This is a genomic window from Melghirimyces thermohalophilus (assembly GCF_900102685.1).
Classification (GTDB): Bacteria; Bacillota; Bacilli; order Thermoactinomycetales; family DSM-45169; genus Melghirimyces; species Melghirimyces thermohalophilus.
On sequence record NZ_FMZA01000008.1, the window covers coordinates 1 to 20,688 of the forward strand.

Sequence of the window (20,688 nt, forward strand, 5' to 3'; positions counted from 1 at the left end):
TGACGTTCAGAACGAATCCCGAACAAATACCCGATAAACATCATTTTAAAGAGAACGACCGGATCAATGGAGGGCCTTCCATTGTTCTCACAATACAAAGGCCGCACCTTGTCCGTGATAAAAGAAAAGTCGATATGCTTGTCCACTTTGCGGAGCAAGTGATCTTCCGGAACTAATTCTTCAATACAGACAAACTCCAGCTCATGTTGTTTCTCTTTATTGGAACGTAACACACCCATCCCTCCCATTCTTCTTCAACCTAATAAACGGTGGGAAGCAGTGAAAAGGATTCGGCAAAAAAATAGGCTGTCGAGACTTTCTCGACAGCCTGTAGAAAAACGGTTTCCCATCAGAGGGAAACCGTTTTTCTTGTTTATATTACCGGGTTCCTTTTCCGGAGGCTTTCACCTGTTGCTTTCTCTTTTTGGGAAGGAGCATCGGCTGAACATCATTGTTCTTGGCGTCCCGATAAAAGAGAAACCCACCCAGGAAAAACAGGCCGCCACAAAACAGGATCAACCCGCCGACGAAGACCAGCCAGTTGAAGCTTTCGCCTGCCAATGTGTCAAAAATGGCGTTTTTCATCAGTTTCCATCCGTAAATTCCAGCGGCACCTGGGATGCACAACAGCAGAATGGCTAAGAGCCGTTGATAGATCACAACCCCCACCCCCTTGTCTGTTTTCCATGGTACCGCAAAACCCTGAAAGATACCATGCCCTGCCCTTATGTTAGAATAAAACTGTAGATTGGAAACGGAGGGGGGCAGCTATGAAGAGGTTTCTGATTGTGGGAGGGGGAAAGGGTGGTACTGCCCTGTTGAAAACCCTACTGCAAATGGATCGCGTAAAGGTGATCGGCGTGGTCGATGTTAACAGGGAAGCACCTGCGGTCCGGGAAGCAGCCCGCCATGATATCCCTACAGGGATAACGGTCCGTCCCTTTTTAAGGGAGCGGCCCGATGTGATTTTAGAAGTGACCGGAAACTCAAAAGTGTATCGGCACCTCTGTGAGATTAAAGAAAGAGGGACACTGGTGGTTTCCGGAGAAGTGGCCAATTTGATCATGCAGTTGATCGACGAGAAAGAACAATGGTTTGAGGCGTGGCGGCTTCGGCAGCGGGAGTTGGATGCCATCGTCAATTCCACCCATGATGGGATGATCGCCGTGAATCGAGAGGGACGGATCACATTATTCAATCGGGCGGCGGAACGATTGAGCGGTGTCAATGGGGAACGGGTGATGGGGGAGCTCCTGGAACAAGTGTTACCCCATGCGGGTTTGGATCAGGTGTTAAAAACGGGACGTCCCGATCTCAATCGTTCCTTGACACTGGCCGAGGGAAATCAGGTGGTCGCCAATCGAAAACCGGTGACCGACCGCAGCGGAAACGTGATCGGAGCTGTATCCGTTTTCCGGGATATTACAGAAGTGACCGCTCTTGCTCGGCAAGTGACGGATTTAAAGAGTATGAAAAGTCAGCTTTCCGCTATTATCGATTCTTCCGATGACGCGATTTCCGTAGTGGATACGGAGGGGCGAGGCGTCTTGATCAACCCGGCTTACACGCGCCTGACGGGTCTCACTCCGGCCGATGTAATCGGAAAACCGGCGGAGACCGACATCTCAGAAGGGGAAAGCATGCATATGAAGGTGCTGAAAACCGGCGAGGCGGTGCGAGGGGTGCCGATGAAGGTGGGTCCGGCCCGGAAAGATGTGGTGGTGAATGCGGCACCGATCACCGTCGATGGCGAGCTGAAAGGGAGTGTCGCCATCATTCAAGATATGTCAGAGATCAAGGAGCTGTACCGGGAGTTGGAACGAGCCCGGAGCATCATTCGCAAATTGGAGGCCAAATACACCTTCGATGACATTATCGTCAGAAGCGACGCCATGAAAACCGCATTGAGGGAAGCGCGTCAAGGGGCTCGCACCCGGGCCACCATCCTTCTCCGTGGGGAGTCGGGTACCGGAAAAGAGCTGTTTGCTCACGCGATTCACAATGCCAGTACCCGGAAATACAAACAGTTTGTTCGGGTCAATTGCGCATCCATCCCGGAATCGTTACTGGAGAGCGAATTGTTTGGCTATACAGAAGGTGCATTTACAGGAGCCCGTCGTGGCGGTAAAAAAGGGTTATTTGAAGAAGCCAACGGAGGGACGGTATTCCTCGACGAAATCGGAGAGCTTTCCCCTTCTACGCAGGCTAAATTTCTACGAGTCCTCCAGGAAAAGGAAGTAACCCGGGTAGGGGGGACCAAAGCCATTCCCGTGGACGTGAGGGTGATCGCTGCCACCCACGTGGATCTGGAACAGGCGATCCGGGAGAAGCGGTTTCGGGAAGACCTGTATTACCGGCTCAATGTATTGCCTATCTATATTCCCCCGCTTCGTCATCGGATTGAAGATCTGGAAGATCTCTCGCTGCATCTGGTGAAAAAATTTAACCAGGAATACGGACGCCATGTCACCGGGATCGACCCCGAGGCCTTAAGGGTATTGGAATCCTATTCCTGGCCGGGGAATGTGCGCGAGCTGGAAAATGTGTTGGGCCGTGCGATGATTCATATGCCTTACCATCAACAGGAAATCAAAAAGGAACACCTGATGTTGGAACATGCGGCTCCACACCGGTCGGAAGCGGAGCGAGACGGAATCGTTTCCCATGGATCGGAAAAACTGGCGGAGGTCGTTTCCCGGGCGGAACGGGCGCATATTCGGCGTGTCTTCGAGGAGGCTGGCGGAAACAAAACAGAAACAGCCCGCCGTTTGGGAATTTCCGTGCGCAATCTGTATTATAAATTGAAGCGGCATGGCATCGACTCGTAAAGAACGTGCAAAAAATTGCAGGAAAAAAAGAGCATACATCTGCAAAAAATTGCAGAAATCAGCGGTTTATCCCCGTTGATTTCTTATTTTGTTTTGGCACGGATCTTGCGAATATTGTATGAGGGCCTACTGACTAGAGAAAAATAGATATTGATCCAAGAATACTTCGGTTATTGATGGACAGCGTCTGTACGGACCTGGGTAGATCCGGTGGTCCTTATTTACCTAAGGAGGAGAGGCGTCATGAAGGTCTTTGATTATCTCGGGAAATATGATTACGAGCAGTTGGTGTTTTGTCATGACGAAAAGTCGGGACTGAAAGCGATCATCGCCATTCACGACACCACTTTGGGCCCCGCCCTGGGCGGAACTCGGTTCTGGACCTATGATTCGGAAGAGGATGCGATCGTGGATGCGTTGCGCTTAGCCCGGGGGATGACTTATAAAGCGGCTGCTTCCGGGTTAAACCTCGGCGGAGGGAAAGCGGTGATTATCGGCGATCCGAAAAAAGATAAAAACGAAGCCATGTTTCGTGCCTTTGGCCGGTATATTGAGGGATTGAACGGCCGCTATATCACAGCCGAGGATGTGGGCACCACGGTGGAGGATATGGATCTGATTCACGAAGAGACCCGGTTTGTCACCGGTGTCTCCCCGGCCTTTGGCTCCAGCGGTAACCCCTCCCCGGTAACGGCCTTCGGTGTTTACCAAGGGATGAAAGCATCAGCCAAAGAGGCTTTTGGTGACGATTCCCTCGAGGGCAAGACGGTGGCTGTGCAAGGGGTAGGCAGTGTGGCTTATCATCTCTGCAAATATTTACACGACGAAGGGGTCCGGTTGATCGTCACGGATATCAATAAGGAGAACATGGAACGGGCAGTTCAGGATTTTGAGGCGGAAACCGTCGATCCGGATGGGATTTATGATGTGGACTGCGACATCTTTTCTCCCTGTGCCTTGGGGGCTATTATCAATGACGATACGATTAACCGTCTGAAGTGTCAGGTGATCGCCGGTTCCGCCAACAACCAGCTGAAGGCGGAAGAACACGGAAAGATTCTCCACGAAAAGGGAATCGTATATGCCCCCGATTATGTCATTAACGCCGGGGGTCTGATCAATGTGGCGGATGAGCTCTTGGGTTATAACCGGGAACGGGCGATGAAAAAGGTAGAAACGATTTATCACACCATTCTCCGGGTTTTCGAAATCTCAAAACGGGACGGCATTCCCAGCAACCAGGCAGCGGATCGGATGGCGGAAGAGCGAATTCATTCAATTCGCCACGCTCGCAGCAATTTCCTCCTCAACGAAAGAAATCTTCTGAACCGCACCCAACGCTAAAGAGAACGGTATAGAAACCTGCCTGCGATAGAATCCGTTTTCCTTTTCTGGAAATACTATGAATCAATTTTGGCATGGACGCAGGGGAAGGTTCATCCTGATGAACCTGTGTGATGCCATGGGACAGAGGTTAGAGACAAAATTCATTTGATTGGGAAAAGGAGTGAGTACCGGTGGCGGAAAATGTGGATCTAGTGATCCTGGGTGCCGGGCCAGGTGGTTATGTGGCCGCTATTCGTGCATCCCAGCTGGGCTTAAAAACGGTGGTGGTGGAGAAAGAAAAAGTGGGGGGAGTTTGTCTTCACAAAGGATGTATCCCCTCCAAGTCGCTCCTTCGAAGTGCCGAACTTTTCCACCAAATGAAACAGAGCGAAGATTTCGGGATTCGAGCGGAAGGGGTTCGGCTGGACATGGAAGGGGTTCAGAAACGGAAAAACCGCATTCGTGAGCAACTGCACCAAGGGGTTCAGCATCTCCTCAAAAAAAACGGGGTGAGGGTGGTGAAAGGGACCGGGCGCATTCTGGGTCCATCCATCTTCTCTCCGCAGCCGGGGACGATCTCGGTAGAAAAGGCGGAGGAGAGCGAAGCGGAGATGTTGGTCCCCCAAAACATTATTATCGCAACCGGATCCCGACCTCGGTCGCTGCCGGGATTAACGATAGATGGGGAGTATATTCTCCACTCCGATCATGTGTTGGAGATGGAACAACTTCCCGAGTCGATGGTGATTTTAGGGGGAGGTGTCATCGGACTCGAATGGGCATCGATGCTGAATGATTTCGGGGTAGAGGTTACGGTGGTGGAAGCGATGGATCGGATTCTGCCCCAGGAAGATCCGGATGTGAACAAGGAAATGACCCGACTGCTTAAAAAGCGGAACGTTGAGGTTTTGACCGAAGCCCGATTGATACCGGAATTGGTCTCTGTCGAAAACGGCCGCGTCGCTTTTCAGGTGGATCAAGGGGGACGTCAGCGGTCCCTGGACGCAGAAAAAATGCTGGTCGCCGTGGGCAGACAGCCCAACACCGAGGATATCGGACTGCAAAACACGTCGATCCGCTTGGATCGGGGTTTTATCTCCGTCAATTCCTTTATGCAGACGAATGAATCCCATATCTATGCGATAGGTGATGTGACGGGAAATTATCAATTGGCCCACGTCGCCTCCCACGAGGGAATGGTGGCCGTCGACCACATCGCAGGGAAAAATCCACACCCCCTGGAGCCGGAACAGGTGCCTCGCTGTACATATACACGGCCGGAGATCGGCAGTCTCGGACTGTCGGAGAAGGAGGCCAAGCAGAGAGGTTATGAGGTGAAGGTGGGCCGTTTTCCCTTCCGGGGCGCGGGAAAATCCCTAGTGGCCGGAGAGGGGGACGGGTTTATCAAATTAATCGCTGACAAACAGACCGATGATCTCTTGGGGGTCCATATCATCGGGCCTCATGCGACAGAGTTGATCTCCGAGGCGGGGTTGGCCAAGGTGCTGGATGCCACCCCGTGGGAGATCACCCAAGCGATTCACCCCCATCCTACCTTGTCGGAAGTGTACGGAGAAGTGGCAATGGGTCTGGAAGGTTTGCCTGTACACGCCTGAGGCGGATCCGAGCGCGCAAAACATTCGGATCTATCCGAAAAAGATTGGAGGGTTCTCCATGGGTAATGAGCGACATAGAGAGTTGGGTTTGACGGATGATCAGGTGCTCCAAATGTACCGAACCATGTTGCTGGCACGAAAAATCGATGAGCGGATGTGGCTGTTGAATCGTGCGGGGAAGATTCCCTTCGTCATCTCCTGTCAAGGACAGGAAGCGATCCAGGTGGGCGCTGCTTTTGCGCTGGATCGGGAAAAGGACTGGCTTTGCCCTTATTATCGCGACCTCGGAATGATGCTGGTGTTCGGCCAAACCGCCCGCGATCAGATGCTCTCCGCCTTCGCCAAAGCGGAGGATCCCAACAGCGGGGGACGGCAGATGCCGGGACATTACGGAGATGCCCGTTTCCGCATCGTCTCCGGTTCCAGCCCGGTGACCACCCAGTTGTTGCATGCCGTCGGGGTGGCTTTGGCGGGCAAGATGGAAAAAAAGGATTTTGTGACGCTGACCACTTTTGGAGAAGGCTCCAGCAATCAAGGTGATTTCCATGAAGGTTTAAATTTTGCTGGGGTGCACAACCTCCCGGTGATTTTTATGTGCGAAAACAATCAATACGCCATTTCGGTGCCGGTGGAAAAACAGCTGGCGGGGGGAAGTGTGGCCGCCAGGGCCCAGGGTTACGGTATGCCTGGCGTCCAGGTGGACGGCAATGACCCCCTTCAGGTGTTCGAAGCAGTGAAAACAGCCGCCGACCGAGCCCGGCGGGGAGAAGGGCCCACTCTGATCGAAGCGACATCCTATCGGCTGGCTCCCCACTCCAGCGATGACGACGACCGTACTTACCGCAAGGCGGAAGAGGTGGAGGATGCCAAGAAAAAAGATTCCCTCAATCAGTTTAAAAATTACCTTTATGGCGCCGGCCTTCTCGATGAAGAGAGAGAAAATGCCGTCAACAGGGAAATCGCCCGGGAGGTGGATGAGGCGACGGAATACGCCGAACAGGCCGCCTATCCGGATCCGGAACAAACCTACACCCATGTTTACAGGGAATAGGAGGGAAAATCATGCCGATATTATCTTATATTGATGCGGTAACCCTGGCATTGCGAGAAGAGATGCAGAAAAACCCGCGCGTGTTTGTGCTGGGCGAGGATGTGGGCGTTCGCGGAGGGGTGTTTCGGGCGACCCACGGTTTGATCGATGAATTTGGCCCTGAACGGGTGTTGGATACCCCCCTGACGGAATCGGCTATCGCTGGTGTCTCGATCGGGGCATCTGTCTATGGGATGCGACCGGTGGCGGAAATGCAGTTTGCCGATTTTATCATGCCGGCGGTCAATCAGATCATCAGCGAAGCAGCCAAGATGCGATATCGCTCCAACAACAGCTGGCACTGTCCCTTGGTGATCCGTGCCCCATATGGAGGCGGGGTTCACGGAGGGCTGTACCACTCACAGAGTGTGGAAAAACTGTTTACCGGGATCCCAGGGCTAAAAATTGTTACTCCGTCGACTCCTTATGATGTGAAAGGGCTTTTGAAAAGTGCGATACAGGATGAAGACCCGGTTCTCTTTTTTGAACATAAACGTTGTTACCGTCTGATTAAAGGAGAGGTGCCGGAGGAAGATTACACCCTTCCCATCGGTCAGGCTGAGGTGAAACGGGAGGGGACCGATGTGACGGTGATCTCCTACGGATTGACCCTGCACTTCGCCTTACAGGCGGCGGAAGAATTGCAGAAAGAAGGGATCAGCGTCCACGTTCTCGATTTGCGGACATTGATTCCATTGGATAAGGAAGCGGTGCTCCAAGCGGTAGCCAAGACAGGGAAAGTGATGATTATTCACGAGGATAACCTGACCGGCGGTTTTGGAGGGGAAGTGTCTGCGCTCATTGCGGAAGAAGCCTTCTTTGAACTGGATGCCCCCATCCGGCGGCTGGCCGGTCCCGATGTTCCGGCTATGCCCTACAGTCCGCCCTTGGAAAAAGAGTTTATGTTGAATCAGGAAAAAGTCACCCATGCCATCCGTGAACTGGCGGAGTTTTAAAAGATGGATCCGTCCGGATCAGCGAGGAGGGTTATGATGGCGATAGATATCACGATGCCTCAATTGGGAGAAAGTGTCACGGAAGGGACCATTAGCCGTTGGTTGAAGCAGCCGGGAGATTCGATTTCCAAATATGAGCCGCTATGTGAAGTGGCCACCGACAAAGTGAACGCGGAAGTTCCCGCTACGATCAGTGGGACCTTGGCAGAGATTGTAACGGGGGAAGGAGAAACAGTGGAAGTCGGCCATGTGATTTGCCGAGTGGAGGAGGTGAGTGAGGGCGTTGATGCTGTAGACGAAAACAAGGAGTCGCAGAAAGCTGAAAAGGTACAGGTAAAGGCGGAGAGTCCGAAGCCAGCGACCGGTTCCATGAAACACCGCTACTCCCCGGCGGTGCTGCGATTGGCCCAGGAACACAACATCGACCTGGAACAGGTGGAAGGAAGCGGGCGTGGCGGCCGCATTACCCGCAAGGATATTCAAGAGTTGATCGATTCTGGAAAAGAAAAGACAGAGGCTCCGATTCCTATGACCGTGACTGGAAAAGCGGAATCCAAGGGAGCCGAACAGCAGCCGTCGACCCCAGCTCCCGAGGAGGAATCGGGGGATGAGGAGATTCCTTTAACCCGTGTGCGCAAAACGATCGCCCAGCGGATGGTGACTAGCAAACAGGAAGCCCCCCACGCCTGGACCATGTTGCAGGCGGATGTGACCGGATTGGTGAAGCTGAGAAATAAGCTGAAAGACGACTTTAAGAAGAGGGAAGGTATCCCTCTCACCTACATGCCCTTTTTTATAAAAGCGGTAGTCGATTCCTTGAAAGAGTTTCCCCGGCTCAATTCCGTCTGGGGTGGGGACCGGATCATTTTGAAAAAGCGAATCAATATCTCCATCGCTGTCGCCACCGAGGATGCTCTCTACGTACCGGTGATTAAAGACGCTGACGAGAAAAGTATCCTGGGGTTGGCCAAGGCGGTCCATCACTTGGCGGAAAAGACCCGGGCCGGAAAGCTGACGATGGATGATCTTTCCGGTGGAACCTTTACCGTAAATAATACCGGTTCCTTCGGCTCTGTCGCTTCCCAACCGATTATCAATCACCCCCAAGCCGCGATCATCTCAGTAGAATCGATTGTGAAGCAGCCGGTGATCAAAGATGACATGATCGCTGTTCGGGATCTCGTCAATCTCTGTCTCTCACTGGACCATCGTATTTTAGACGGTCTGATCGCAGGTCGATTCCTCAATCGAGTGAAGGAGCGGGTGGAAGCTTACGGACCCGACACGCAAATCTAAAGGCGAAAAGATACCGCTCGGATGAAAGCGGTATCTTTTTTATGTTAACCAAAAACAAATGATTGATGTCAAAAGGTTTACCGTGGTATAATATTAAATTTTAATTAACAAATCCTCTGTCTTATGATATCCTTGAGATAGGATCTTGGATGGGGGTGGAATCTTTTGTTCCAGGTGGGGGATAAAATTATGTATCCGCTGTTCGGTGCGGGGGTGATCAAAGATATTGAGGAAAAAGAGGTGCTAGGCGAGGAACAACTGTACTGCGTTTTAAACATGCTCCTCGGAGAGATGAACATGATGATTCCGGTCAACCAAATGGAAAAGCGGGGCATTCGTAAAGTTGTGGACGTAGCGACTATGGAGTCGGCTTTGCAGCACCTTTACGAAGGAGAATCCGATCTAACGATTCCCTGGAACCAACGTTATCGGATCAATATGGATAAAATGAAATCGGGAGATCTTTATCAAGAAACAGAAGTCATTCGGGATCTAACTCGTATCAGTAAGAGCCGATCGCTGGGAACCGGCGAGAAAAAAATGTTGGATGACGCAACGAAGATTTTGATCAGTGAACTGGCGCTGGTGAAGGGGATCGAACAGGAACAGGCCGCTGATTTGTTCCAGGATGTTGTTCTTCAAGGGTAAAGTTGAGAGCATTCTGTGTTGTCCGTCAAGTTTATATAGACGAGGTGAAACGAAGCCCGCTAGGGCCGGCTTTTTATTATGCGAAGGTGATTTGATGATGAGAGGTACTGGCACGGGCGATCATTAATGCTCGGAGGATGGATGACCACGAATTTGAGGAAGTACCGGGGGTCATTGTCTCAATGGATGCCGGCAGGCGGGGAAAGGAGTCTCTTCCTCGCCAAAAAGAGCGGCTGACCTTACACGGTCAGCCGCTCTTTTTGGCTTGGTTCACTGAATTCCTACGATTTCATCATAAACTGCCAGCAGGGTGATGCCGATAGTGGCTACAGTGAACAGACCGCCGATCAAAAAGCCCGGTTTGTTCCCTGTCCGCCGGTTTTTCAGGGTGCCCATGACAGCGAGTATGCTGATGAAAATCAGAATAACCGTCATATACATTTTGAACTTTCACCCGCTTTCACATTCTACTTTATAATTGCGATTTTCCCGAGGGAACAAAGGATAGTTTTCCCCGTATAGGGTATCCGTTCTCCTTATTCAGTATACTTCCGACCCTGTGGATCGGCAAGTCTCTTCGGCGTACCGGTACTATCTGCTTTTAAAAGAAGGTGATCAGCGTACCGGTGATCAACGTGGTTACAACCATCGCAATAATAATGACATAGACGATCATTCGAATCCAAGTTGGCTGCATCATCGTTCACCTCTAGTTCGTTATTTTATCCAAGATCGATATGGGTTGTCCATATTTACTCTTCTTAGAAGGGAGAAGCCCGCAAAATCTTATTATTTTTGTTATATTAAGAAGTGACAGCGTTTACTTTGAGTTGGACCGGACAGGAGGGAGACCGAATGACAGTGAAAACCTTTGACGAGATGTACCGAGAATGGGAAGAGAACACGCGGCAGCTTCTCAAGAAATATCCGGAACAGCGGGAGCGGTTTGAAACGCTGTCTGGGATTGAGGTTGACCGGCTTTACACATCGCAGAGTGAGGATGATGTGGAAAAAATCGGATTTCCCGGGCAATACCCCTATACCCGGGGCATCCGTCCCACCATGTATCGTTCCCGTAACTGGACCATGCGGCAATATGCGGGTTTTGGATCGGCTACGGAGACAAATAAACGGTTTCGTTATCTGCTGGACCAGGGGCAGACCGGCCTTTCCGTCGCCTTTGATCTCCCGACCCAGATCGGATATGACTCCGACGATCCGATGGCGGCGGGCGAAGTGGGGAAAGTGGGGGTGGCAATCGATTCCCTAGCCGATATGGAGCGGCTGTTGGACGGGATTCCCCTGGATCGTGTCAGTACCTCGATGACTATTAACGCCCCCGCCTCGGTCCTGCTGGCAATGTATATCGCGGTAGGGGAGAAGCAGGGGGTGCCGGCGGATCAGTTAACTGGAACGATTCAAAATGATATCCTGAAGGAGTATATCGCACGTGGAACTTATATTTTCCCACCTCAGTCGTCGATGCGGCTGATCACCGACATTTTTGCCTATTGTGCTGAGCGGGTGCCCAAGTGGAACACGATCAGCATCAGCGGCTATCATATCCGGGAAGCTGGCTCCACCGCCGTGCAGGAAGTCGCCTTTACTCTGGCCGACGGCATCGCTTATGTCAAAGCCGCCATTGAAGCGGGGTTGGAAGTGGATCAGTTTGCCCCTCGGCTCTCCTTTTTCTTTAACGCTCACAATCATTTTTTTGAAGAGGTGGCCAAATTTCGAGCGGCTCGCCGGCTGTGGGCCAAGATCATGAAGGAACGGTTTGGTGCAGAAAATCCCCGCTCATTACAGCTTCGTTTCCACACCCAGACCGGCGGCTCCACACTGACCGCTCAACAACCGGAAAATAATGTGGTCCGGGTGACCTTGCAGGCGTTGTCGGCAGTGCTGGGGGGAACGCAAAGCTTGCATACCAATGCGCGGGATGAAGCCCTGGCTTTGCCGACGGAGGAGTCGGCTCGGGTGGCACTACGTACGCAACAGATTATCGCCTATGAAAGCGGTGTCACCCATACTGTTGATCCTTTGGGGGGATCCTGGTATGTGGAGGCCTTGACTGATGAGATTGAACAACAAGCGCTCAACTATATCGATCGGATCGAAGAGATGGGCGGAGCAGTGTCAGCTGTGGAGCAAGGTTATATGCAACGGGAGATACACCGGGCCGCCCTGGAAACCCAACGGAAGATTGAGTCAGGAGAAGAAGTACTCGTCGGGGTCAACCGCTTCCGTTTGGAAAATGAGCAGCAGCCAGAATTGTATCAGGTAGATCCGCAGCTCTCCCGGGAGCAGGTGAACCGTTTGCAAGCGCTTAGAGAAAAGCGGAACGGTGAGGAGGTAAAGCGGCGGCTGGCAGCGCTGAAGCGGGGAGCGGAAGGAAAAGCCAATTTGATGCCCCTGATCCTGGATGCTGTTCGGTCTTATGCCACTGTTGGCGAAATCTGTCATGCCTTGCGGGATGTTTTTGGAGAATATCAACCCAGCGTATAAGGAGTGAATGGTATGGACCGACCCATCCGTGTACTGGTGGCAAAACCTGGACTCGACGGGCATGATCGGGGGGCCTTGATTATCGCACAGGCCTTGCGGGATGAAGGGATGGAAGTGATCTATACGGGACTGAGGCAGACACCCGCACAGATCGTAGCGACAGCAATCCAAGAAGATGTGGATGTGATCGGACTTTCCTGCCTGTCTGGTGCACATAATGAACTTTTTCCCCAGGTTACCCGCTTGTTAAAAGAAGAAGGAGCGGAAGATGTGGTCGTAGTTGGCGGCGGTGTGATTCCACAGACGGATTTTTCTTATCTCAAGGAGCAAGGGATTCATAAGATTTTTACCTCTGGCACCTCCACCCAGGAAACGGCGGATTTTATTCGCTCGGCGGTGAAAGAAAGGAAGGGTGCTAAATGAGCGAGGGTGTGATCACGCCTCAGCGCATCGATCATTTGGGTATCGCCGTAGCCAGTTTAGATCAAGCGATTCCTTTTTATCGGGACCTGTTGGGATTGGCGTATCTAGGGCAGGAGGAGGTGGACAGCGAACAGGTACGCGTCGCCTTTTTCCGCTTGGGTGAAGTGAAGGTGGAGCTGTTGGAACCCTTGTCCTCCAACAGTCCCATCGCCCGGTTTATCGAAAAGAAGGGTGAAGGGATTCATCACGTGGCCCTTAAGGTAGAGGGGATCGAAAATGAACTGCAACAACTGTCCAAGGCCGGGATTCGTCTGATCAACCAAAAACCGAAGTCAGGCGCCAATGGGGCGAAGGTGGCTTTTATTCATCCGAAATCCACCCTGGGTGTCCTGTATGAACTAGTTGAACCTCAATTCAAATGATCCAAAATAGGTTTGTACGGAGGGCTTCATCATCATGTACAAAAAAATCGATGAGCTGGCTGATCGTCGCCGTCGGGTGGAACTGGGCGGCGGTGATAAGAAAATACGTTCACAGCACGATAAGGGCAAACTGACTGCCAGGGAGCGGATTGACCTCCTGTTGGATGAGGATACCTTTGTGGAGCTCAATCCCTTTGTGGAAAATACGGCGGCGGATTTTGGCGAGGCCCCTGGGGAAGGGGTGGTGACGGGATACGGCAAAATCCACGGCCGGGCGGTGTATGTGTTCGCCCAGGACTTCACGGTGTTTGGTGGTGCGCTGGGTGAAATGCATGCGCTGAAAATTGCACGCCTGATGGATCTTGCGGCCAAAAACGGCGCGCCGATCATCGGTCTCAATGACTCCGGCGGGGCGAGGATTCAAGAGGGAGTGATCTCCCTTGACGGGTATGGCCACATTTTTTATCGAAATTCCATCTATTCCGGTGTGATCCCGCAGATCTCTGTGATCATGGGCCCCTGTGCCGGCGGTGCCGTTTATTCGCCGGCGATTACCGACTTTGTATTTATGGTGGAAAAGACCAGCCAGATGTTTATCACCGGTCCCAAGGTGATTAAAACGGTTACCGGGGAACAGATCTCCACAGAGGATCTCGGCGGGGCTGGGGTCCACTCCAGCGTCAGCGGCAATGCCCACTTTACCTCCCCATCGGAACCGGAAGTGCTGGATGAGGTGCGGCGGCTGCTTAGTTTTCTGCCGCAAAATAACGTGGAAGATCCGCCGCGCGTCTATGAAAAAGCTGACGATGGTTGGGTGGATGATATGATCGAAGTAGTTCCCGCGGAGGGAACCAAGGTATATGACGTGCGGCAGGTGATTGAACGCGTCGTCGATCGTGGTGACTTTATGGAGGTCCAGCAGAACTTTGCCAAAAATATCGTCGTCGGTTTCGGCCGGATTGACGGCCAGACCGTGGGAGTAGCCGCCAATCAGCCGAAGGTGATGGCTGGGGGATTGGACATCGATTCCTCCGATAAATTGAGCCGTTTTATTCGGTTTTGTGACAGTTTTAATATTCCGCTGATCACCTTTGTAGATGTGACCGGGTTTTTCCCGGGGGTCAATCAGGAACACCGAGGGATTATCCGTCATGGAGCGAAAATCTTGTATGCTTATTCCGAGGCGACGGTTCCCAAAATCTCGGTCATCACCCGCAAAGCATACGGAGGCGCATACGTGGCCCTGAACAGTAAAGCGATCGGAGCCGACATGGTGTATGCGTGGCCGGGAGCCGAGGTGGCAGTGATGGGGCCGGAAGGGGCGGCCAATATCATTTATAGCCGGGAGATCGCTAACAGCCCCGATCCCCAGGCAACCCGGACGGAAAAAATCGAGGAGTATCGGGAGAAGTTTGCCAATCCCTATGTGGCGGCTTCCAAAGGGATGGTGGATGACGTGATCGATCCGCGGGAGACGAGGCTCAAATTGAAACAATCCCTGGAGATGTTAAAAGGAAAGCGGGAACACCGTCCCTCAAAAAAACACGGGAACATTCCGCTGTAGGGAGGGGCGCAGATGGACAAAACGCGTCCGATCATGGTTCAATGGATTCAGGGTTTACGGCGGGAGCGTCCCCCTCACAGGGTGTCAGGACGGCTTCCACAAGCGATGGTGTTGAAACCACAGTGCAAATTGCGGATGCTGCGGGCGTGCCAAGCCCGCTTTATCCGGGGCCCTCAGGACCGTTCCCCTTGGCGGGAAGCTGGCAGGAGGTACTTAATCGGCAATTTGCAGGAAACGGATCGACCATGCTGGAATGACCGGATGACCATGATGAGGACCTCCCCAGACCGCTCAGGAACTTGTAACCGCTGGAGGAATGGTGATGATCGATAAAAAACGGCTGTTGGATGAATTTCTGGAGTTGGTTAAGACAGATAGTCCAACTGGGGAAGAACGGAACATCTGTGATCTGTTGACAAAAAAATTGGTCGACCTCGGTTTTCAGGTGACGGAAGATCAAACGGCCGAAACAACGGGCCATCAAGCGGGCAATCTGATCGCTTATTTGGAAGGAACGAAGCCCGAGGCGCCCACCATCTACTTCACCAGTCACATGGATACAGTGGCTCCGGGCAACGGGGTTCGCCCTCGGGTGGAAGATGGTTGGGTAGTGACCGACGGAACGACGGTACTGGGCGCCGATGACAAAGCCGGTTTGGCTGCCCTGCTGGAAGGGATTCGATCCCTCAGGGAAAAAGGGATGCCCCATGGACCGATCCAGCTGATCATTACAGCTGGTGAGGAGTCGGGCTTGGTTGGATCCAAGTCCCTCGATCCCGAAGTGCTGAAAGCGGATTTCGGCTTTGCCCTCGATTCCAATGGCCCGGTAGGGGATATCATTACCGAAGCCCCTTCCCAGGTAAGGCTGGATGTGCGCATCGAAGGGAAAGCGGCCCACGCGGGTGTGAACCCGGAAGACGGCATCAGCGCTATCCAGGTGGCCAGCCGGGCCATCTCCAAGATGCCTCTGGGTCGGATCGATGAAGAGACCACCGCCAACATCGGGAAATTTCAGGGTGGCTCCGCCTCCAATGTGATCCCCCAAGTGGTTGAGATCTTAGCGGAAGCCCGCAGCCGGGATGAGGCGAAATTGAAAGCCCAGGTGGACAAAATGGTCCAAGGTTTTAAAGAAGCGGCCCAGGAGCTGGGGGCTACGGCGGAAGTGGAAGTGACCACGATGTATCCCTCCTACAAATACGGTGAATCCGATGCGGTTGTACAAACGGCGTTAGCCGCGGTGAAAAAAGTGGGCCGCACACCGAATTTGCTGGCCAGCGGTGGCGGCAGCGATGCCAATGTGATCGCCGGTCACGGCATTCCCACCGTCAACCTGGGGATCGGTTATGAGGAGATCCACACCACCCAGGAGCGGATGCCGATTGAAGAGCTGAACAAAGCGGCGGAATTGGTGATTGCCCTGATCGAGGAGAGCCAAAAGTAATCGATAGACGCATCAAACCCACGGACCTAGACGAGATCCCGTGGGTTTTTTATTTAGGAGGTGTGTATATTGGCTGTGATCGATTCTTACACTGTCTCCTTGGCAAACCGTTCCATCGTCACCATCCGCAGTGCCGAGGAAAAAGATGCCGCACCGTTGTTGGAGCTGACGGCCGAAGGCCGCTTTCAATTGACGGCGATCGATGAATTTCAAATTACCCTGGAGGAAGAGAAAACATGGATCCGTTACATGGCTGGGGAATCGAACAGTTTGATCCTCGTGGCCGATGTTGGAGGGGAGATCATTGGGATGCTGGATGTTCACGGAGGGAAAAAGAAGCGCCTTCGTCACACCGGCACCTTTGGAATGAGCGTACGGAAGGATTGGAGAGGACAGGGTGTCGGGAGTCTCTTATTCAATCAGTTGATCAACTGGGCAGCCCTCCACCCTGAGCTTGAAAAACTTTGTCTGGAGGTACTGGCAGCCAACCACAGGGCGATCCGGTTGTACCGGAAGGTGGGTTTTAGCGAAGAGGGGCGCCTGTTGAAACAGGTGCGACGGGAAGATGGGAGCTACACGGATCTGATTCAGATGGGCCGCTTCCTCTAAAGTTTTTAGCGAGCATATTTATCTCTCCACCGGCATACCCCCTTTCCGAGAGGAGAAAGGGGGAGTGGCGGTGATTGAGTGGAAACGGGGTACGGTGCTCCAGGTGTTGGAGGAAGGGGAGGGAATTCAATGGCTGGCCATCCGTAGGGAAGGGGATACGAGAGAAGAACGGGCGGTGCACTATCCTCCGCTGTTTGGCCGTTGCCGGCCGGGGGATTCGGTGTGGCTGAATACGACGGCGGTTCGTCTCGGGCTGGGAACCGGCGGCGTTCATTTTGTCGCCGGGTTGATCGGACGAAAACCGGAACCGATCCCGGTAGAAGGACACCTGATGAAACTGCGTTATACGCCGTGGCAGGTGGCTGTCGCTACCGGAGAAGAACAGGGAAGTGTATGGCATGAACAAATGCAAAGGGCGCGCTCTCTGGAGGGGACGCCGGTTCTGATTGGAGAGCTTCACAGCATGCTGCCGGTAGCAGCAACCGTCTGGCACCATTTGTCCCAAGGGGATCCGGTTCGCGCCGTCTATGTGATGACCGACGGAGGAGCGCTTCCAGCCCCTTTCAGCCGCCACCTGAGACAGTTGAAAGCCCTCGGATGGCTGAAGGGAACAGTCACCTGCGGTCACGCCTTCGGCGGCGATTTGGAAGCGGTCAACTTGTATTCCGGCCTGCTGTTGGCACGCTATGCCCTAAAAGCAGACTTGATCTTTGTTTCCATGGGTCCAGGCATAGCTGGAACCGGGACCCCCTACGGTTTTTCCGGGGTGGAACAGGGGCAAGCGGTCAACGCCGTTCACAGTCTGAACGGGGTAGGGGTAGCGATTCCCCGCATTCAGGGGAAGGATCCCCGTCAGCGTCATCAGGGATTGAGCCATCATACCATCACCAATCTCACATCGGTCGCCCTGGCGCCGGCGGTATTACCTGTACCGCGCTCACTGCCCAGTCCGGTTTACAGGCAGCTGGTGGAGGTGAAGGAAAACAGCCGGGTCAACCACTCCTGGATTCCGGTCACCGTTACCGTGGATGAGATGACCGATTGGTTGGAATTCTATCCGGAAACTCTCCGAAGTATGGGAAAGGGCATCAGGGAGGATCCTCTTTATTACCGTACGGTGGCTGGATCGGCCCGGGTCGCCTTTGCGTTGTGGGAGGGAATCCGAGCCGGCCGGACAGCCGATGAGGCCGTGGCCCGTCTAACCCGCACAGGTGTGTAGCCCTTGCGTTCAATTGTATAATAGGAGGCGGGTAAACAAGAGGAGGAATCATGTTGGAGAACCAGTCAAACCGTCTCGAGGAAAAAACGCTTCGCAGCCATCATATATTTGAAGGGCGCGTCTTTCGCGTCCAATTGGATGAGGTGGAACTGCCCAACGGCAGCACGTCCACCAGGGAGTTGGTGAAGCATCCCGGAGCAGTCTCGGTCATGGCGCTCACAGAAGAACATAAAATGATCTTTGTTCGTCAATATCGGAAGCCCCTGGAACAGGAAACCCTAGAACTGCCTGCCGGTAAGTTGGAGCCGGGGGAGGATCCAGCAGCATGTGCGATCCGGGAGATGGAGGAAGAGACCGGTTATCGGGTAGAACGATTATTCCATGTGGTGTCCATGTACACATCACCGGGTTTTGCCGATGAATTACTCCATATCTACAAAGCCCATGGATTGGGGAAGGGAGACTTGCAGCCCGACAACGATGAATTTGTGGAGCCGGTGGAGCTAAGCCTGGAGGAAGCCTTCGCGCGGATGGAGGCTGGGGAAATTTGTGATGCCAAAACGATAACCGCCCTCTATATCTGGAAAAATTGGGAGCTCGGCGGAAAATGACCCTAAAGCAGGTGTTCGCCGATCTCCATATCCATATCGGGCGAACCGAAAGCGGTCTGCCGGTTAAAATTACGGGCGCCCGTCAGCTCACCTTTGACAATATCCTTCAGGAGGCCTCGGACCGGAAGGGGATCGATCTCATCGGGATCATCGACGCCCATTCGCCTCCGGTTCAGGATGAGATCGCTCGCAACCTGGATCGGGGGCGGTATGTGGAACTTTCCCAGGGCGGTTTCCGGTTTCGAGAGACGACAGTGATTCCCGGTACGGAAATCGAAGTCAGAGGGGATGGTAAAGGGGTTGCCCATCTGCTGGCCTATTTTCCCACCTTAGATGTGATGCGGAGGTTCAGCGGATGGATGGCCCGTTATGTGAAAAACATGCAGCTGTCCACGCAGCGGTTCCACGGTCCCATCCCCGCCTTGGAGGATAAGGTGGCGGAGTTGGGAGGGATCCTCATCCCTGCCCACGTGTTTACCCCCTTTAAGAGCATTTATGGGACGGCGGCGGATCGCATGTCCGACATCTTGAACCTGGAGCGGCTGTCGGCGGTGGAATTGGGGTTGTCCGCCGATTCGGAGATGGCGGATCAGATCTCCGAATTGGAGCGATTCTCCTTTTTGACCAATTCCGATGCCCACTCTTTGCCCAAAATCGCCCGGGAGTACAATGAACTGATGGTGGCGGAACCCTCGTTTGAGGAACTGGTTAAAGCCTTGCATCGGCAAGAAGGCCGACAGGTGACGGCAAATTACGGATTGAGCCCTAAATTGGGCAAGTACCATCGCACCCGTTGTTTAAATTGTGAAGAGCTGCTCCCTTCCGCTGAGATTCGATGCCGTTTCTGCGGAAGCACCAAAGTGGTGCGCGGTGTGATGGACCGGATCGAACAGATCGCCGATCAGCCATCCCGCCATCCGGCGCATCGTCCTCCCTATGTCTACCAAGTGCCGCTGGAGTTCATCCCTAAACTGGGGCCGAAAACCCTGGAATGTCTGTTGGGGCGGTTTGGTACGGAGATGGAGATTCTCCACCGGGCTCCCCTCTCCGCCATCTCCGAACTGGCCGGGGAAGGCATCGCCCACCATATCCGATTGGCCCGGGAACAACGTCTGGAAATCGAAGAGGGCGGCGGGGGTACCTACGGACGGGTTAAGACACGGAAAACCAGGTAAATCAAAATACCAAGCACCCTGCACGGGGTGCTTTTTTGTGGCGGCAACCGATTGGAAACGGTTTGAAAGGCTTAGGCTCAGGATGTGCTCCGAGCCGCACGATCAAAAGGGTAAACACCAACAGAACGAACATGCGAAAGGAAAGTATCGCACCCGTATATGCGTGCCGCCACAGTGATACCAGGTCTTTTCCAGCGGGGAGTTTTAGTTACACAACGTTTCTAGTATATCTTCCGGATGCCCCTCATAAAGATAGATTAAGTGGACAAGGGGGGGTTTTGTTGAAGAAGAAAACGCTCCGGCAAGCACTGCGGGTTCATGTGGAAAATCAACTGTCTCTCTATCTTTTCGTCGGAGTTTTGTTTATGATGGGGGTGATTTTTGGCGCGGTGATTGTCAATGCGCTGTCTTCGGTGCAGAAGGAAAATCTGCTCAACTATCTCGGTCATTTTTTTCAGGGGTTAGACCAAAAGGCGATCGCCGATCCTAAAATTGCCTTTCAACACTCTCTCGGCAGTCATATTAAAACCCTCGGATTGATGTGGTTGTTGGGAGTATCCGTGGTCGGCATGCCTTTTATCTTCGTGCTGATTTTTTTTAAAGGGTTAGTGATCGGTTTTACGGTCGGTTTTTTGGTCAATCAACTTTCTTGGGAAGGGCTGTGGTTCTCCTTTTTGGCCGTGGTGCCTCACAATCTGCTGCTGGTTCCGTCCTTGATCATCGTGGCGGTCAGCGGGATCGCCTTCTCGATCCTGTTGGTTAAAAATCGGTTGATTCAACGCCGAGGAACCATTTATCCACAATTTTTATCCTATTCGATTCTGGTTACGGCTATGGCTTGTATCATGGTATTTGCTTCGCTGTTTGAAGCCTATCTCTCCCCGGTTTTGATGCGTATGGTTATCCCGCAAGTCTGATCTCGCGAAGGCCTCTCCCCGAAGTCGGATCTTTTTATAACG

Annotated in this window: 21 protein-coding genes; 17 read left to right on the forward strand and 4 right to left on the reverse strand. The window is 53.0% G+C overall.

Translation table 11 applies throughout. From position 1 onward, the window contains the following. Together BLP91_RS07185 and BLP91_RS07190 are read right to left on the reverse strand one after the other, a co-directional pair. Positions 1 to 239 (reverse strand): transposase (locus tag BLP91_RS07185; protein WP_143003494.1); only part of this gene is annotated, 239 nt, incomplete at its 3' end. Between the two features lie 139 nt (positions 240 to 378). Further along, a complete protein-coding gene (locus BLP91_RS07190) occupies positions 379 to 660 on the reverse strand; it encodes a DUF2627 family protein (protein ID WP_091568296.1) in 282 nt (93 codons plus the stop codon). A gap of 110 nt (positions 661 to 770) precedes the next feature. Between BLP91_RS07190 and BLP91_RS07195 the strand changes: the two genes are divergently transcribed. From BLP91_RS07195 to BLP91_RS07225, 7 genes are all read left to right on the forward strand, one after another. Further along, positions 771 to 2,828 (forward strand): sigma-54 interaction domain-containing protein, encoded by a 2,058-nt coding sequence (locus BLP91_RS07195; protein WP_091568298.1) that lies wholly within the window; start codon positions 771 to 773, stop codon positions 2,826 to 2,828. A 243-nt stretch (positions 2,829 to 3,071) separates the two neighbouring features. After that, positions 3,072 to 4,172, forward strand: coding sequence for a Leu/Phe/Val dehydrogenase (locus tag BLP91_RS07200; protein WP_091568300.1), 1,101 nt, complete (start codon positions 3,072 to 3,074; stop codon positions 4,170 to 4,172). A gap of 173 nt (positions 4,173 to 4,345) precedes the next feature. Next, positions 4,346 to 5,770, forward strand: a complete 1,425-nt coding sequence (gene lpdA / locus BLP91_RS07205) for a dihydrolipoyl dehydrogenase (RefSeq protein ID WP_091568303.1) — start codon at positions 4,346 to 4,348, stop codon at positions 5,768 to 5,770. Positions 5,771 to 5,828: 58 nt separating this feature from the next. Next, a complete protein-coding gene (locus tag BLP91_RS07210; RefSeq protein WP_091568305.1) occupies positions 5,829 to 6,821 on the forward strand; it encodes a thiamine pyrophosphate-dependent dehydrogenase E1 component subunit alpha in 993 nt (330 codons plus the stop codon). 11 nt (positions 6,822 to 6,832) lie between these two features. After that, entirely contained in the window at positions 6,833 to 7,816 is a 984-nt protein-coding gene (locus tag BLP91_RS07215; protein ID WP_091568308.1) for an alpha-ketoacid dehydrogenase subunit beta, read from the forward strand. A gap of 36 nt (positions 7,817 to 7,852) precedes the next feature. Next, complete coding sequence (locus tag BLP91_RS07220) at positions 7,853 to 9,112, forward strand: dihydrolipoamide acetyltransferase family protein (RefSeq protein WP_091568311.1); 1,260 nt, start codon at positions 7,853 to 7,855, stop codon at positions 9,110 to 9,112. Between the two features lie 174 nt (positions 9,113 to 9,286). Then, positions 9,287 to 9,760 (forward strand): CarD family transcriptional regulator, encoded by a 474-nt coding sequence (locus tag BLP91_RS07225; protein ID WP_245662198.1) that lies wholly within the window; start codon positions 9,287 to 9,289, stop codon positions 9,758 to 9,760. 270 nt (positions 9,761 to 10,030) lie between these two features. Here BLP91_RS07225 and BLP91_RS16730 read toward each other — a convergent pair whose 3' ends face one another. Together BLP91_RS16730 and prli42 are read right to left on the reverse strand one after the other, a co-directional pair. Continuing rightward, entirely contained in the window at positions 10,031 to 10,201 is a 171-nt protein-coding gene (locus tag BLP91_RS16730; RefSeq protein ID WP_176757889.1) for a hypothetical protein, read from the reverse strand. Between the two features lie 160 nt (positions 10,202 to 10,361). Then, entirely contained in the window at positions 10,362 to 10,457 is a 96-nt protein-coding gene (prli42, locus tag BLP91_RS16735) for a stressosome-associated protein Prli42 (protein WP_176757890.1), read from the reverse strand. A gap of 158 nt (positions 10,458 to 10,615) precedes the next feature. On the opposite strand from prli42, the gene BLP91_RS07230 reads away from it, so the two are divergent. From BLP91_RS07230 to spoIIM, 10 genes are all read left to right on the forward strand, one after another. Next, entirely contained in the window at positions 10,616 to 12,265 is a 1,650-nt protein-coding gene (locus tag BLP91_RS07230) for an acyl-CoA mutase large subunit family protein (RefSeq protein ID WP_091568318.1), read from the forward strand. A 12-nt stretch (positions 12,266 to 12,277) separates the two neighbouring features. After that, positions 12,278 to 12,688: a cobalamin B12-binding domain-containing protein gene (locus tag BLP91_RS07235; RefSeq protein ID WP_091568320.1), complete on the forward strand. Its 411-nt coding sequence runs from the start codon at positions 12,278 to 12,280 to the stop codon at positions 12,686 to 12,688. Beyond that, a complete protein-coding gene (gene mce, locus BLP91_RS07240) occupies positions 12,685 to 13,110 on the forward strand; it encodes a methylmalonyl-CoA epimerase (protein ID WP_425412193.1) in 426 nt (141 codons plus the stop codon). Before BLP91_RS07235 ends, mce begins: the two co-directional genes overlap by 4 nt. A gap of 34 nt (positions 13,111 to 13,144) precedes the next feature. After that, complete coding sequence (locus BLP91_RS07245; RefSeq protein ID WP_091568323.1) at positions 13,145 to 14,674, forward strand: acyl-CoA carboxylase subunit beta; 1,530 nt, start codon at positions 13,145 to 13,147, stop codon at positions 14,672 to 14,674. Positions 14,675 to 14,996: 322 nt separating this feature from the next. Next, on the forward strand, positions 14,997 to 16,115 hold the full coding sequence (locus tag BLP91_RS07255) for a M20/M25/M40 family metallo-hydrolase (protein ID WP_091568328.1): 1,119 nt from the start codon (positions 14,997 to 14,999) through the stop codon (positions 16,113 to 16,115). Positions 16,116 to 16,190: 75 nt separating this feature from the next. Beyond that, entirely contained in the window at positions 16,191 to 16,724 is a 534-nt protein-coding gene (locus tag BLP91_RS07260) for a GNAT family N-acetyltransferase (protein WP_245662199.1), read from the forward strand. A gap of 70 nt (positions 16,725 to 16,794) precedes the next feature. Continuing rightward, positions 16,795 to 17,943, forward strand: coding sequence for a DUF3866 family protein (locus BLP91_RS07265; RefSeq protein ID WP_091569357.1), 1,149 nt, complete (start codon positions 16,795 to 16,797; stop codon positions 17,941 to 17,943). Between the two features lie 50 nt (positions 17,944 to 17,993). Continuing rightward, positions 17,994 to 18,554 carry an NUDIX hydrolase gene (locus tag BLP91_RS07270; protein ID WP_091568333.1) on the forward strand — a complete coding sequence of 187 codons (561 nt, stop codon included), beginning with the start codon at positions 17,994 to 17,996 and terminating at the stop codon, positions 18,552 to 18,554. After that, positions 18,551 to 19,729, forward strand: a complete 1,179-nt coding sequence (locus BLP91_RS07275) for an endonuclease Q family protein (protein ID WP_091568336.1) — start codon at positions 18,551 to 18,553, stop codon at positions 19,727 to 19,729. Before BLP91_RS07270 ends, BLP91_RS07275 begins: the two co-directional genes overlap by 4 nt. Before the next feature lie 281 nt (positions 19,730 to 20,010). Then, complete coding sequence (spoIIM, locus tag BLP91_RS07280) at positions 20,011 to 20,646, forward strand: stage II sporulation protein M (protein ID WP_091568338.1); 636 nt, start codon at positions 20,011 to 20,013, stop codon at positions 20,644 to 20,646. The last annotated feature ends 42 nt before the right edge of the window (positions 20,647 to 20,688 follow it).